The sequence below is a fragment of the Trichococcus ilyis genome, from assembly GCF_900109135.1.
Taxonomy (GTDB): domain Bacteria; phylum Bacillota; class Bacilli; order Lactobacillales; family Aerococcaceae; genus Trichococcus; species Trichococcus ilyis.
Window position 1 is genome coordinate 14,682 of the sequence record NZ_FNYT01000037.1, and the last position, 14,355, is coordinate 29,036.

General features: G+C 45.6%; 11 protein-coding genes and 1 pseudogene. 10 read left to right on the forward strand and 2 right to left on the reverse strand.

The window, feature by feature from the left end; genetic code table 11:
• Positions 1-135 precede the first annotated feature (135 nt).
• The gene (locus BMX58_RS13220) at positions 136-978 is read left to right on the forward strand and encodes an FTR1 family iron permease (protein ID WP_204243801.1); all 843 of its coding nucleotides are present in this window, start codon (positions 136-138) and stop codon (positions 976-978) included.
• A gap of 90 nt (positions 979-1,068) precedes the next feature.
• Here BMX58_RS13220 and BMX58_RS13225 read toward each other — a convergent pair whose 3' ends face one another.
• Positions 1,069-2,025, reverse strand: a complete 957-nt coding sequence (locus BMX58_RS13225) for a nucleoside hydrolase (RefSeq protein WP_068624088.1) — start codon at positions 2,023-2,025, stop codon at positions 1,069-1,071.
• Between the two features lie 495 nt (positions 2,026-2,520).
• Between BMX58_RS13225 and BMX58_RS13230 the strand changes: the two genes are divergently transcribed.
• From BMX58_RS13230 to BMX58_RS13240, 3 genes and pseudogenes are all read left to right on the forward strand, one after another.
• The gene (locus BMX58_RS13230; protein ID WP_068624089.1) at positions 2,521-4,035 is read left to right on the forward strand and encodes an MFS transporter; all 1,515 of its coding nucleotides are present in this window, start codon (positions 2,521-2,523) and stop codon (positions 4,033-4,035) included.
• 171 nt (positions 4,036-4,206) lie between these two features.
• Positions 4,207-5,037: a MurR/RpiR family transcriptional regulator gene (locus BMX58_RS13235; protein WP_068624091.1), complete on the forward strand. Its 831-nt coding sequence runs from the start codon at positions 4,207-4,209 to the stop codon at positions 5,035-5,037.
• Between the two features lie 135 nt (positions 5,038-5,172).
• Positions 5,173-6,563, forward strand: a pseudogene (locus tag BMX58_RS13240) (family 1 glycosylhydrolase).
• A 313-nt stretch (positions 6,564-6,876) separates the two neighbouring features.
• On the opposite strand, the gene BMX58_RS13245 reads toward BMX58_RS13240, so the two are convergent.
• Positions 6,877-7,746, reverse strand: a complete 870-nt coding sequence (locus BMX58_RS13245) for a DMT family transporter (protein WP_068624093.1) — start codon at positions 7,744-7,746, stop codon at positions 6,877-6,879.
• A gap of 253 nt (positions 7,747-7,999) precedes the next feature.
• Here BMX58_RS13245 and msrA point away from each other — a divergent pair, with 253 nt between their 5' ends.
• From msrA to BMX58_RS13280, 6 genes are all read left to right on the forward strand, one after another.
• A complete protein-coding gene (msrA, locus tag BMX58_RS13250) occupies positions 8,000-8,548 on the forward strand; it encodes a peptide-methionine (S)-S-oxide reductase MsrA (RefSeq protein WP_084253986.1) in 549 nt (182 codons plus the stop codon).
• Complete coding sequence (locus BMX58_RS13255; protein WP_084253987.1) at positions 8,532-9,353, forward strand: MetQ/NlpA family ABC transporter substrate-binding protein; 822 nt, start codon at positions 8,532-8,534, stop codon at positions 9,351-9,353. Before msrA ends, BMX58_RS13255 begins: the two co-directional genes overlap by 17 nt.
• 241 nt (positions 9,354-9,594) lie before the next feature.
• Positions 9,595-10,440, forward strand: a complete 846-nt coding sequence (locus BMX58_RS13260; RefSeq protein WP_204243802.1) for an FTR1 family iron permease — start codon at positions 9,595-9,597, stop codon at positions 10,438-10,440.
• Positions 10,441-10,634: 194 nt separating this feature from the next.
• Positions 10,635-11,090: a CopY/TcrY family copper transport repressor gene (locus tag BMX58_RS13265; RefSeq protein WP_068624098.1), complete on the forward strand. Its 456-nt coding sequence runs from the start codon at positions 10,635-10,637 to the stop codon at positions 11,088-11,090.
• Between the two features lie 15 nt (positions 11,091-11,105).
• Positions 11,106-13,565 (forward strand): heavy metal translocating P-type ATPase, encoded by a 2,460-nt coding sequence (locus tag BMX58_RS13270; RefSeq protein ID WP_068624100.1) that lies wholly within the window; start codon positions 11,106-11,108, stop codon positions 13,563-13,565.
• Between the two features lie 346 nt (positions 13,566-13,911).
• The gene (locus tag BMX58_RS13280) at positions 13,912-14,115 is read left to right on the forward strand and encodes a heavy-metal-associated domain-containing protein (protein ID WP_068624104.1); all 204 of its coding nucleotides are present in this window, start codon (positions 13,912-13,914) and stop codon (positions 14,113-14,115) included.
• Positions 14,116-14,355: the final 240 nt, after the last annotated feature.

Below are 14,355 nucleotides of genomic sequence, written 5' to 3' on the forward strand. Positions count from 1 at the left end.
TTCATTTCCTTGAAAATTAGAATTTTCTCATTGACAAGTTGAGCAGATGCCCCCATAATGATGTAAATGAGAATTATTCTCAATTAGCTTATGGGTTGATACGGCCTGGACTAATACATTTAAAGGAGAATCAATATGGATACATTTCTGCCTGCATTTATCATGGGTTTCAGGGAAGGCCTGGAGGCATTTCTTATCGTCAGCATCATTCTTCAGTATTTAAGAAAAAGCAAAAATGAGCAGTTGCGAAAATATGTTTACTACGGGACGATCGGCGGCATTGCGGCTTCATTGGGCATCGGGGGCGTCCTTTATATTCTCTCCAAAGCAATCGACAGAATGGATCAAGTGGCGAAATTATGGGAGAGCGGAGCAAGCTTTGTTGCGCTAGCATTGGTGACTACGTTCATTTACTGGATGATTCAGCACGGCAGGAACATGGTTTCGACTGTGGAAAGCAGTGTCAGCCAAAACCTGTCTGCGCTTGGGATTGCCGGCGTTGCCTTCATAATGGTGGCGCGTGAGGGGGTAGAGGTCGCAATCTTCACTTTCGCCGGACAGTACGCACTTACAGCCCTGTTTGCGGGAATTGCAGCAGCGTTGGTGTTGGCAGTGCTGATCAACCATTCGCTGGTGAAGGTCAATTTAAAGCTTCTGTTTAACATCACCTTGGCCTATCTTATCCTGCAAGCCGGCTTTTTGCTTGGTTACGGCATCCACGAAGGCTTATCCGCGCTGGGGTCAATGAACCTGTTATCCAGCGGGAATCCGCTGTTCATAAAAGCTTTTGATCTCTCTGAGACCGTGTTTTACCATAAAGAGGGACTAATCGGCTTGCCGATGTATGTCCTGTTCGGATGGTATTCCAAACCGGAAATACTGCAATTTGTTCTGCAATACGCCTATACCGGTTCGCTTTTTTACATTTGGCACAGAGAGATAAACAAAGAAGCGCGCAAATTAAATGCAACGATGTAAAATGAAAAAATTATGCAGCATAAGAAAAAGCATGGAGACCTGTTGTCTGCATGCTTTTTTCTTATGCTTTATGCCTGGGAAGCTCTTAAATCATTCCCCGAAGTGATAGCGGATTTTGGCGAACAAATCCTCCAAAATGACTCTACTGTTGATGCTGTGATACACCCGGATGGTTCGGTTTTCGCTGACGTATTCCCCGTAACTACCATCCGCGTTCAGTCTTTGGGCCCGGCGTTCTTCGGTAAATTTCGTTTGGGGTGAGATCAGGACGCCGATTGCCGGATTGTCGCCCAAAGACCAGCCTTCTCCGGAGCGGATCAGCATGGTCTTACCGGCCTTGCTGAGGTTCTGGGCAAACGGAAGGAAATCCAGGTTCAATCCGCATTCCAATTCATTCACCCGCAGCAGATTCTCCACCAGATAATTGCCCAGTTCGCCACAGGGCTTCACCCGGTCAAACAGTTCATGGAAGGACACTTCCATCATCGTGTACGCACTGAGCGGAATCTGCCACAATTCCATTTCCGAAGACAGGATAACATTCACCGCATTCAAGTCGTTGCCCGAATTGAAATCCATATGCCCGGTGGGATAAGGGCCGCCGCCTACCCAAACGGCCAGCAACTTGTCGGCAATTTCGGGATTCAGCAAGTAGGCCGCAGCCAGATTGGTGATCGCCCCGATGTTAAGGACGAATAAGGGCCGATCGTCCTGTTTCAGGGCCTCTTCCACGATGAATTGTGCGCCTTCCGAATGGCCGGCGGTTTTCTCATCCCGCAAAGCCTGTTCCTCGCCCCTGAAAACAGGTACTTGCTCTTCCAGCCCCATCAACTGGACGATTTTATTGATTTCCTCGTAGCTTTTCTCCATGCTGTTCGGGAATGTGCCTGTCCCGAACTGTTCAGCAACAATCCCGACCACATCAAATTTCGGCGTAAGCAATGCGTGAACGATAGCAAATTGGTCGTCGGCTTCTGCATAGGCATCCGTATCGATGATTACCCTGATTTTTTTGTTGCCGGGAACGGTGTAGAGCGTTTTTTTCAAATGGAACTCCTCCTTCTAATCCTGCGCACTTATCGCCAAAAAATGGAAAATAAGTCAGTAAGCGCTTCATACCAGCTTATTTTAGCAAAGACAGATACAGGAAGCCATGTGCTGACTTTTTGAAAAACCGTCTTTTTTTACGCTCATAGCGGCCCATTTTCCGAAAAAAGTTGTGAAAGCGGATTTGTCAACACCAGATTTAAATAAATTTACCAAAACGGTTCCGAACGGGGTCCAACAATTCTCCGAAGGGTAGCGAAATCTTCGACAAATGCTGTCCTGGCGCGCTTATCCCAAAAAACATGACAGCGTTCACAAAGTATTAACAATAAAAAGATTGTAACCGGTTACCGTTTGATGGTATTCTTTCTTTAGTTCTTACAACCGAGTTTTATTTTAATGATTGCGATTACTTATGTAGGTAACGCGGTTTCACAATCCGATATAAAGCTTGGCGCGATAAGTTCAAAATTTCATATCATGGAGGGGATTTTTATGTCAAAGAATGCTTCAACGGCTCTAAGCGAAACGCAACACAACCGTGCTAAACTATGGCAGATCGTGTTATTCACCCTGAATAACTCATCAACAAATATTTATTTGTTCGCCTTTGGTTTTGTAACCTATTATTCCACAGGTCTTGTAGGTTTGACCGCTTTGTTCGTAAGCCAAATCATGGGTTACATCCGTATCTTTGACGGGGTTATCGACCCGGCTATCGGCGTTTTGATCGATAAAACAGACACTAAATTCGGCAAGTATCGTCCTATTATGGTTTTAGGCAATCTTATTACTGTTCTTTCATTCTTGGTGTTATTCAATATTCACGGCTTGGGCGAAGGCATGAAAATTCCGGTGTTCTTGCTGGCGTTGGTTGTGCATAAGATCGGTTATTCTTTGCAGGCGACGGTTACGAAAGCCGGGCAAGCTGCTTTGACAAGCGATCCTAAACAACGTCCGATCTTCAATATCGTTGATGGCTGGGTAACGACTTTGCTGTTCACGGGTGGTCAAATTGTAGTAGCGAACCTGATGGTGCCAAAATACGGCGGCTTCACACCGGAATTCTTCAAAGTATTCATTCCGGGAGTCATGGTCATCTCAGCGGTCCTCGGCATTTTGGCGATCATTGGTATTGCCCAAAAAGACAACAAACAATTCTTCGGTATCGGCGAAAAAACGACCAAAACATCGTTTAAAGACTATTGGGCAATCGTCAAAGGCAACAAACCTTTGCAAATGCTGACCATGGCGGCAGCTTTTGTGAAATTCAATGCGCAAATGTTCGGCGACCAAGTTGTCTTGATGATCCTGTTCGGTATCATCTTCGGTAACTTTGGCCTGTCCGGGACAATCTCGTTAGTGCTGATTTTGCCTAACCTTTTGTTTACAACGCTTGCAGCCACAATCGCTCAAAAAAGAGGGTTGCGTTACTCCTATGTCCGTTACTTGCAAGGTGCCGTGATCTCCTTGGCGCTGCTGGGCGGCTTGCTGTTCTTTGCAAACCCAGGCGACTTGAGCTTCTCTAACTTGTCATTATGGACAGTTGCCTTCACAATTGTTTTTGCTTGTGCGAAAGGCTTCACATCCACACCATCAGGCTTGGCCTTGACGATGGCAGCCGACGTATCCGACTACGAAACAAGCGTTTCCGGACGTTATGTTTCCGGGATGTTGAGCACCATGTTCTCATTGACCGACTCAGTCGCATCATCCTTTGCGCCGATGTCGATCGGTTGGATCCTGGCCGCTGTAGGATTTGCGCAGGCCTATCCAACAGCTGATACACCACTGTCACCACAATTGCGTATGGCGGGTATCGTTATGATTTCCGTGTTGCCTTTGGTCGGCACACTTATCGCGTTGGCGTTCATGAAATTCTACCCATTGGACAAAGAAGCGATGGAAAAAATTCAAATCAAAATCGCAACAATGAAACAAGATTCTAATGATGATGCTGGAGTAACTCCAGAAGTCATGCCTGAAACAGTATCTGTACTGAACGACTAAAGTGAATAAGCGAAACAACTAATCTGCTAAGATCAGCAGCATTGACCATGGACTTGGTTGGTGCTGCTGGCTTTTTGTTTATTTGAGTGGCCGGAATAGCTAGGCTGTTTTCCGCTCGCGCCGGATTTGATGGTATAATTTGATTAAATACAGGCTGATAGGATGATAAAGATGGATTTTGAGAGCATGTTCGAGAATGTGAAACTGAATGAGAGCGAGAAATCGATATGGGAATATATCATCACCCATCTGGAGGACATTCCCAAGCTGTCTTCGCGGGAACTGGCGCGTTTGACGTATACGCATCCGACAACTATTTTGAGGCTTTCGAAAAAGTTGGGGTTTGACGGTTTCAACGACTTGAAGGTCAACCTCCTGTTCAAGCTCAAAACGATGGAGGCGGGGGACAGCACGATAAAGAAGAAGGACGATCTGCTTACCGTGAACAGCAATATCGCTTCCCTGTACACGAATGTCATCAATGAGACCCGCAAGAACATGGATCTGTCGCTGATGGCGGACCTGTACCGCATCATTGAGCGGAGCAAATACATCGATTTCATAGCTACGGAAGAGAATGCCGCCATTGCCAACTGGGTCGCGCAGCTGTTTTTCCGCCAAGGCAAGATCTGCCATGTGTACACGGAAGACACGCAGCAATTGCTTCTGGGGAAATACGCGGACAAGGACCATGTTGTGATCCTCATCAGCAAAACGGACCTCAACAGCAGAATAGTCGAAACCGCCAAGGAATTGCGGAAACGGCACATATCCACCATCGCCATCACCTCTTCCAAAGATACCCTGTTGGCCAAAAACAGCGATATCGTGCTGCTCGGCTTGTTCAAAATGGAAGTTGCCGAGCTGGGCAATGTGATGTTCTCGATTTCCGTCAACTATCTTTTGCTGACGCTGTACAGGCTGCTCTTATCGGAGCACTACGACGACATTATTGCGATCCAGGAAAACTACCTGAAGTCTTTCTACAACGACCCCTTCTGATGTGGACATTGTCACAAAAAAGGCTGCGTTTCGGCAGCTTTTTCGTGACGATGTTTTTTTGTCGTCCGCAGCTGTATTTATAAGCGGAATCCTTCTATATAATACGGCTATAACGTGAACGAGGAGGGAGCAAGGATGGGTTTTCCGAAGAATTTTTTATGGGGTGGCGCGACCGCCGCGAATCAATGCGAGGGTGCGTATTTAACGGATGGAAAAGGACTGAATTCAGCGGATGTGATGACCGCGGGAAGTGCAACTGTCGAACGTGAACGGACTGACGGTATAATTGAGGGGAAATACTATCCCAGCCATGATGCCATCAAACATTATGACTATTTTAAAGAAGACATCGCGATGTTCGCTGAAATGGGCTTTAAAGCCTACCGCATGTCCATAAACTGGGCCAGAATTTTTCCGAATGGGGACGACAGCGAACCCAATGAAGCGGGATTAAAACATTATGACGATGTTTTTGATGAGTGCATAAAATATGGCATTGAGCCAGTTGTTACGATTTCCCATTATGAAACACCGCTGGGATTGACAAAATATGGCTCTTGGAAAAATCGGAAAGTAATTGATTTCTACTATAACTATGTCTCGGTGCTTTTTGACCGCTACAACGGCAAAGTAAAGTATTGGATGACGTTCAATGAAATCAATTGCATGTCGATGATGCCTTGGATGGCGGGCGCTGTTGAAGCTTCAACTGAACAAGAACGCATGACTGCGGCATATCACCAGTTCTTGGCCAGCGCGAAGGCGGTTAAATTGGCGCATGAAAAATATCCTGCCATGAAAGTTGGGATGATGTACGGAGGGATGTTCGCCTATCCTAATTCATGCAACCCAAATGATGTCATCGCGTGCAATAACGCCATGAGAGACTTTTTGTTCTACTGCGACGTGCAGTGCCGTGGTTATTATCCAAACTACAAACTGAAAGAGTTCGAACGCGAAGGGATTGTTTTGCCGGTTGAGGACGGCGACAAGGAATTGTTGCTGGAAGGCAAAGTGGATTTCTTAGCCTATTCATACTATTTCACTATGGTTTTTGGCGAGAAAACGAACCTGAATGTCGAGTTTGGAAGTCCTGAAACGGGTTATGAAAATCCGTATCTGAAGAAAACAAAGTGGGGATGGGCGATCGATCCGCAAGGCTTAAGGTATTCCTTGAACCTGTTCTATGATCGCTATCAAATCCCGTTGATGATTGTTGAGAATGGGCTGGGCGCACACGACCTAGTGGAAGCGGATGGCGCCATCCATGATGATTATCGCATTGATTATTTGCGGGAGCACATCAAAGAAATGGACAAGGCCATCAACATCGATGGCGTTGATCTGATCGGCTACACTACCTGGGGCTGCATCGATATTGTGTCTGCCGGAACCGGCGAAATGAGCAAACGCTATGGCTTCATCTATGTTGATGTCGATGATGAAGGCAAGGGAACCTTTGCAAGAAGCCGAAAAGATTCCTTTGGTACAAAAAAGTGATCGCGTCGAATGGTGAAGATCTATAAAGAAAATAGGAGGGCTGCCTGAAAAACAGAGCAGTATTTTCTGGATTTGAGAAAGCCCCACCTTTATTATGTTAAGAAATAGCCCGTCAACACCCATTTGGCGGGGAAAAATGTCCGCGGACAACAAGATATTCCCCGCCAACATCAATTTGACGGGGAAAAACGACCACAGACAACACGGAATAGCCCGCCAAACCCATTTTGGCGGGCTATTTTGCTTTGAATTTGAACCCAGGATCAATCAGTCCTACCGATAACCCTCAAAGGGGGCCATTGAATTATGAGACAGCCTCGTCCTAGTTTTATTATCTGATCAATCCGTATTCGATTTCTTATACAACAGCAAGCCCATAAATATCAGCAGCCCGCCTGCGCAGGTAGACAAGGTAGGCACTTCTCCCATGATGAGAAATCCCATCAGAGCGGCCAACAAGGGGGTAATAAACATGAAATTCGTCACATCGCTTGTTTTTTCCGCAAGCTGCAAGGCTTTTGCCCACAACATGTACGCAAGCGCACTCGGGAATACGCCCAAAAAGCCGATGACAAGCAACTGCCGGAGCGGCGCATTGCCGAATTGTGGTGCCGCACCCGGCAAGTAAAACAGCAGAAAAAGCGTTCCGGCAAAGACACTGTAAGCTGTAGCCTGCAGCGGAGAATATTCCTTCAGCAAAACACGCTGCAGCAGATTGTAGCCGCTGATGCAGACGGCGGCGCCAAACATCCACACGATGCCTGCATTCACGGAAAGGCTCCCGTTCCATAATGTCAAAACCAGAATACCGGCAAATTCTATCAGGATCGCCAGCCATCCCAAGGCCCGGATCTTTTCTTTGAACAGGACCCGGGCGAACAGGGCAGTCAGGATCGGGGCGGATGCAATCACAACGCTGCCTGTCGCTGCTGTCAGCGATTTGGACGCCTGGTTGAAGGTGATCATATACAGCGCGAACCCTGAAAGGCCAGCCAACAGGAATTTCGGGAGATCCTTTTTTCCCGGAAAGCCAATTTTTTGGAACAGTCCGATTGCAGCAAACAAAAGCGAAGCAATCACATAACGAAGAACGCCTAACGCTTCTGCTGTAAAGTAATCCAGCGCGATTTTGGTGAAAACGAATGCCGATGCCCACAGCAGCACGGTGACAAACGCGTATAGTTGCGCCTGATTTTTTGTCTTTGGCATTTTCCCCCACTTTCTTGGATGAACAATGCACACTCGGCGAAAATTCATCCATCTTTTTTTTAAAAAAATTTGTATAATCATAGGATAATTTAATTACACGAAAAGTCAATCTTTTTCAAAATGGATAACCTGATGTGTTCGGAAAAAACGATCGATATTGATCGATTTTATATACTTATTTAAAATCAGCTTTTTACTATATAATGATAAGACGTTATGAATTGGCGCACAGCCATTTGGGGGAGAAAAAAACATGTCCAAAGAAATTGCAACACTTGCCGGAGGTTGTTTCTGGTGTATGCTTGAACCGTTTGATGAAAGACCAGGAATCGAAGCCGTTGTCTCAGGCTATACCGGAGGTTTCAAAGAGAATCCGACGTATGAGGAAGTGAAGGCCGGGGAAACCGGACACACGGAAGCGATCCAAATCACTTTTGACAACAGTGTGATTTCTTATGCGGAATTGCTGGATATTTATTGGCAACAAACGGATCCGACAGATGCCATGGGACAATTCATGGATCGCGGTTCATCGTACCGTCCGGAAATCTTTTATCATTCGGAAACACAGAAAGAAATTGCGGAGCGCTCAAAAGCGGAATTGAAAGGCAAGCTGGCAATCGCGGCGCCGATCGTCACGCAAATTTCGCCGGCAAGCATCTTCTATCCTGCTGAAGAGTACCATCAGGATTTTTATAAAAAAGAGGGCAATCACGAGCGCATGATCCCTTTGGAGGAAGACAGACAAAATCGTTTAAATGAAGTATGGGGAGATGGAGATAAATATGAAAAAATTGTTTAAAAGTTTGGTGACGGTCGGGGCTGCGGCATTGTTTCTCGCTGCCTGCGGCCAGGAAGCAGCTCAGGAAGAGATCCGGACGGTAAAAATCGGCGTCATCGGGGAACGCAATGAGGCGTGGGAGCACGTTCAGGAACAGCTTGAAGAAAACAACGAACCGGTAAGGATCGAATTGGTCAAATTCACGGAGTATGTCGCGCCCATCCAGGCTTTAGAGGACGGCGACATTGATCTTCATGCGGCTTTGACCGAAATCTACATGGAGCAAATCAACGAAGACGCTGGATACAGCAACACGACTATCGCCTATACGACACTGAATCCGATGGGTCTTTTTTCCGAGAAGTACGCGTCCGCAGATGAAATACCGGATGGGGGACAAATTGCGATACCGGATGATGTTTCGAACGAATCCAGAGCCTTGCTGCTGCTGCAAACGGCCGGCCTGATCGAAGTCGATCCGGAAAAGGGTCAACTGCCTACAGTGAACGACATCATTTCGAATCCGAAAAATCTTGAAATTACGCTCATGGCCGCCAACCAAACCGCCCGCGCCATGACGGACGTCGATGCCTCCGTTGTCAATAATGACATGGCTGCCGATGCAGGCTTGGTGCCGACTCAGGACGCCATTTTCCTTGAACCTGTCGCCGACTCGTCCAAGCCTTACTACAATGTGATCGCTTCTCGAGAAGACGAAGCCGACGATCCTGATTTCCAGATCATCGTCGATTACTATCAAACCGATGAAGTCAAAGCAATCATCGATGAAGTCACCAACAAGTCGTCCATACCCGTTTGGGAATAAACACATAACGCCACAAAAAAGGATGATCCCGATAAGCAATCGGGGTCATCTTTTTTGGAGTATTGTTCTAGCTATACAACGTCAGGGACTTTTTTTGCCCGGACAGAAAGATATCCTATAAAATTAGAAATTTCTCATTGACAAGTTGAACGGATGCCCCCATAATGATGTAAATGAGAATTGTTCTCAATTAGGCTGTGGTTGTTGCGGACTGGACTAATACATTTAAAGGAGAATCACTATGGATACATTTCTGCCCGCGTTTGTTATGGGTTTTCGGGAAGGCTTGGAAGCATTCCTTATCGTCGGCATCATTCTTCAATACCTAAGGAAAAGCAAAAATGAATCTTTGCGGAAATATGTTTATTACGGGACAATTGGCGGTATTGTTGCTTCTCTCGGTATCGGGGGCATTCTTTACATTCTGTCCAAAGCGATCGACAGGATGGATCAAGTGGCAAAATTATGGGAGAGCGGCTCAAGCTTCGTTGCGTTGGCATTGGTGACGACGTTCATTTATTGGATGATCAAGCACGGCCGCAACATGGTATCGACCGTGGAAAGCAGCGTCAGCCAAAATCTGTCTGCCTTCGGGATTGCCAGTGTTGCGTTCATCATGGTGGCGCGTGAGGGCGTAGAGGTTGCGATCTTCACTTTTGCCGGACAGTACGGCATCGCAGCCTTGTTTACAGGTATCGCTGCGGCTTTGGTTTTGGCAGTCCTGATCAATCATTCGCTGGTGAAAGTCAATTTAAGGATGCTGTTCAACATCACCTTGGCGTATCTTATCCTGCAAGCCGGCTTTTTGCTTGGCTACGGCATCCATGAAGGCTTATCCGCTCTGGGATCGTTGAACCTGTTGTCCAGCGAGAATCCGCTGTTCATAAAGGCTTTTGACCTGTCCGAGACCATTTTTTACCATAAAGAAGGGCTGCTTGGCTTGCCTATGTATGTCCTGTTCGGATGGTATTCCAAACCGGAAATCCTTCAATTTATTATGCAATATCTCTACACCGGATCGCTTTTCTACATTTGGCACAGGCAAATAAAACAAGAAGCGCGCAAATTAAATTCGTACGCCCAATAACGTAATTGCGAGGGCAACTTATAAAGATTTGCAGCAAATAAAAATAGGACAGGACGAAATCACAATGATTTCAGTCTTGGCCTATTTTTTTATAATTTGAGGAAAAACAATTGACAATTATCGTTTACAAGTGTAAATTGTAAATATAAATACGTTTACGTTTGTAAACGATATTGAGGAGAGAAGGGGTAAAAATGAAGTCAGGAACGTTAACTCCCCATATAACTGATGCCGAATGGGAAGTCATGCGTGTTGTTTGGGCAAACCATCATGTCACAAGTAAGGAAGTTATTTCGATCCTGGAAGAGAAGATGAGCTGGAAGGCAACCACCATCAAAACTTTACTGGGCCGTTTGGTTGAAAAGGGTGCATTATCTACAGAGCAAGAGGGTAAAAAGTTTATCTATACGGCCCGCGTTGCAGAGGAAGATACTGTCCGCAACTATACAGGCGATATTTTCAGCCGCATTTGCAAAAAGGAAGTAGGGCATGTGATTGGGGAAATCATCAAGGATAAGGTATTGAGCTTTAATGATATCCGCTACTTGGAAGAGATATTAGAAAAGAAGAAGGTCTCAGCTGTAGAAGCGGTGAGCTGTCAATGTCTACCAAGACAATGTCAGTGCAGTGTAAACCACCATGGAAAATAGGGAGGAAAAGCAAGAATGGAGAATAAAGTATTCAATATAGAAGGTATGACTTGTGCGTCCTGTGCGCAAACTGTAGAAAAGGCTGCTCAGAAATTATCAGGAGTAAAGACTGCGAACGTGAATCTCGCAACTGAAAAATTGAATATTCAATTTGACAGTTCAGCATTGACGGAAGCGGATATCCAAAAGGCAGTGGCAGAAGCAGGCTATCTCGCAATTTCAAATACGGTTAAGAAAACATTCAATATTGAGGGTATGACTTGCGCTTCATGCGCCCAGACGATTGAGAAAGCAACCCAGAACCTACGTGGCGTAAAACTGGCCTCCGTAAATCTGGCCACAGAGAAAATGGTAATAGAGTATGATCCCGGTATGGTGAATATTTCCGATATCACGAAGGCAGTTATGGATTCTGGGTATGAGGCGCATGAAGAAGCAGCAACCGCTGATACGATAGATCAGGACAAAGAAAAGAAACAGAAAGAAATCAAGAGTCTCTGGAACAGGTTTCTAATTTCCGCGCTATTTACAGTTCCGTTACTCTATATCGCGATGGGGCATTTGGTAAAAGCGCCCCTGCCTGATTTCATTAATCCGATGATGAATCCGGAAGCCTTTGCTATCGTTCAACTGGTGCTGACGATCCCTGTGGTTGTGGTCAACAGTAAAATTTATCGCAACGGATACAAGGCGCTATTTAAAGGCCACCCTAATATGGACTCGTTAATCTCCTTGGGAACTAGTGCGGCTTTTCTTTACGGCGTATTTGCAACCATTATGATCTTCCTTGGAGAGGTAACCTATGCCAATGAATTGTACTATGAAACGGCAGCCGTCATCTTAGCTTTAATCGTTCTAGGAAAATATCTCGAGACATTAACAAAAGGCAAAACTTCTGAGGCCATAAAAAAACTTATGGGGCTTGCACCTAAAACCGCCCTTGTGATAAGAAACGGAAAAGAGTCAGAGATTGCCATTGATGAAGTGGTGGTTGGCGACATGATCGTTGTGAGGCCAGGTGGAAAAATGCCGGTAGATGGAGTGGTTACCGAAGGGTTGACATCAGTGGACGAATCGATGCTCACAGGCGAAAGTATCCCTGTGGAAAAATCGGTCGGAGACGCCATTATCGGTGCGAGTATCAATAAAAATGGTACGATTCGTTATCAGGCGACAAAAGTGGGAAAAGACACAGCATTATCTCAAATTATCAAGTTGGTGGAAGATGCCCAAGGTTCCAAAGCCCCTATAGCCAAGCTGGCTGACATCATTTCCGGGTATTTTGTTCCGATCGTCATTGCGATTGCATTTCTTTCCGCGGTAGTATGGTATTTTGCCGGTCAAACAGGTGTATTCGCCTTGACTATAGCTATTTCGGTACTGGTGATTGCGTGCCCATGTGCGTTGGGTCTGGCTACCCCCACAGCGATTATGATTGGGACCGGAAAAGGGGCCGAGCATGGTGTGCTATTCAAGAGCGGGACGGCGTTGGAGACGACTCATAAGCTGAATACCATTGTGTTCGACAAAACGGGTACGATAACAGAAGGGAAGCCCAAAGTAACGGATATTCTCACCGCCGAAGGGATTTCCGAAACGGAATTACTGACGCTTTCCGCATCTGCCGAAAAAGGCTCGGAACACCCGCTTGGTGAGGCAATCGTGAACAGCGCAGAAGAGAAGGGCATTGCATTCTTGAAAACAGAAATGTTTAATGCTATTCCAGGCCATGGGATTGAAGTAACGATCAATGGCCAACACCTCTTGCTCGGAAATAAGAAGCTGATGGACGAAGGTCATATTGGATTGGGGAATTTGGCCTCTGCCTCAGATGAGTTGGCAAGCCAAGGGAAGACTCCTATGTACATTGCAAAGGATGGTAAAATCGCTGGAATCATTGCGGTAGCGGATACTGTAAAAGAGAGCAGTTTACGTGCCATCGAGAAGTTGCACAAGATGGGCATCGAAGTAGCCATGATCACCGGAGACAACAAACGGACCGCTGAGGCTATTGCCAAACAAGTGGGAATCGACCGCGTCTTGAGCGAAGTCCTGCCGGAAGATAAAGCCAATGAAGTGAAGAAGCTACAGGATGAAGGCAAAAAAGTTGGGATGGTTGGCGACGGAATCAATGACGCTCCAGCACTTGCCCAAGCAGATGTTGGGATTGCAATCGGTTCGGGTACTGATGTAGCCATAGAATCAGCCGACCTTGTCTTAATGCGGAGTGATCTCATGGATGTACCTACTGCGGTTGAACTGAGTAAATCGACCATTCGAAACATTAAAGAGAATCTGTTCTGGGCATTCGCGTACAATATATTTGGTATCCCCTTCGCGATGGGTATTGTTTATGCGCTAGGCGGTCCTCTGCTCAGCCCAGTCATTGCAGCAGCGGCAATGAGTTTCAGTTCCATTTCTGTTTTGTTGAATGCGTTGCGTTTAAAGGGATTTAAACCTTCTGTTATGAAATAAAAAATGGAGATGTTAGAATGAGAATGGAATTAACTTTAGGCGGTTTATCTTGTCTCAAGTGCTTAAATCTAATAGTAGGAAAAATAAAAAGAATCCCTGCAGTGGAGAGCGTGTCTATTGATACAAACAAGAAAATTGCGCTAGTTCAATGTAATAAAATGAATCAGGATGAGTTTCTGGGGGCACTGTCCGATACTCCCTATTTTTTAAGGGAGATAAATGAATCGGAAAACTGTCGCTGTTGCACACAACTCCATTTTAGTTTTCATTAATATTTGAATGACGGTTGAAACATTCCCTTCAAAAAGAGATAGGGAAGAAATAAAAAAGAAAAGAGGAAAAATTTATGAAACAAGAAATATTCGTAGAAGGCATAAAATGCGAGGGCTGCGCCAAAGGAGTAAAAGAAAAATTCGAATCCGTAAAGGGAGTGGAATCAGTTTCCGTTGATTTGAAAAGTAAAAAAGTCACCGTAAATGCACAGTCTATTGTTGATAAAGCAACATTTGACGCAGTTTTAGAGGGCACAAAGTATTCCGTGGTGGAGTAAGGTAGTTTATAAATTCTGTAAGTTAGGTAGTTCTTTGCAGTCAGATTCTATCCGGTAGCCTCAGTTTTTATCCTTCATTAAAAAACAGGGAGAACAGCTGAGGCTCACTCTTTAGTCGAGGTAAGAGGAGGATAAGTTTATGAACAACAAGCAACAGCCAGGTTCGAATAAATCAACGGACCATAGCCAAATGGACCACAGCAAGATGGACCACAGCAAGATGGATCACAGTCAGATGGA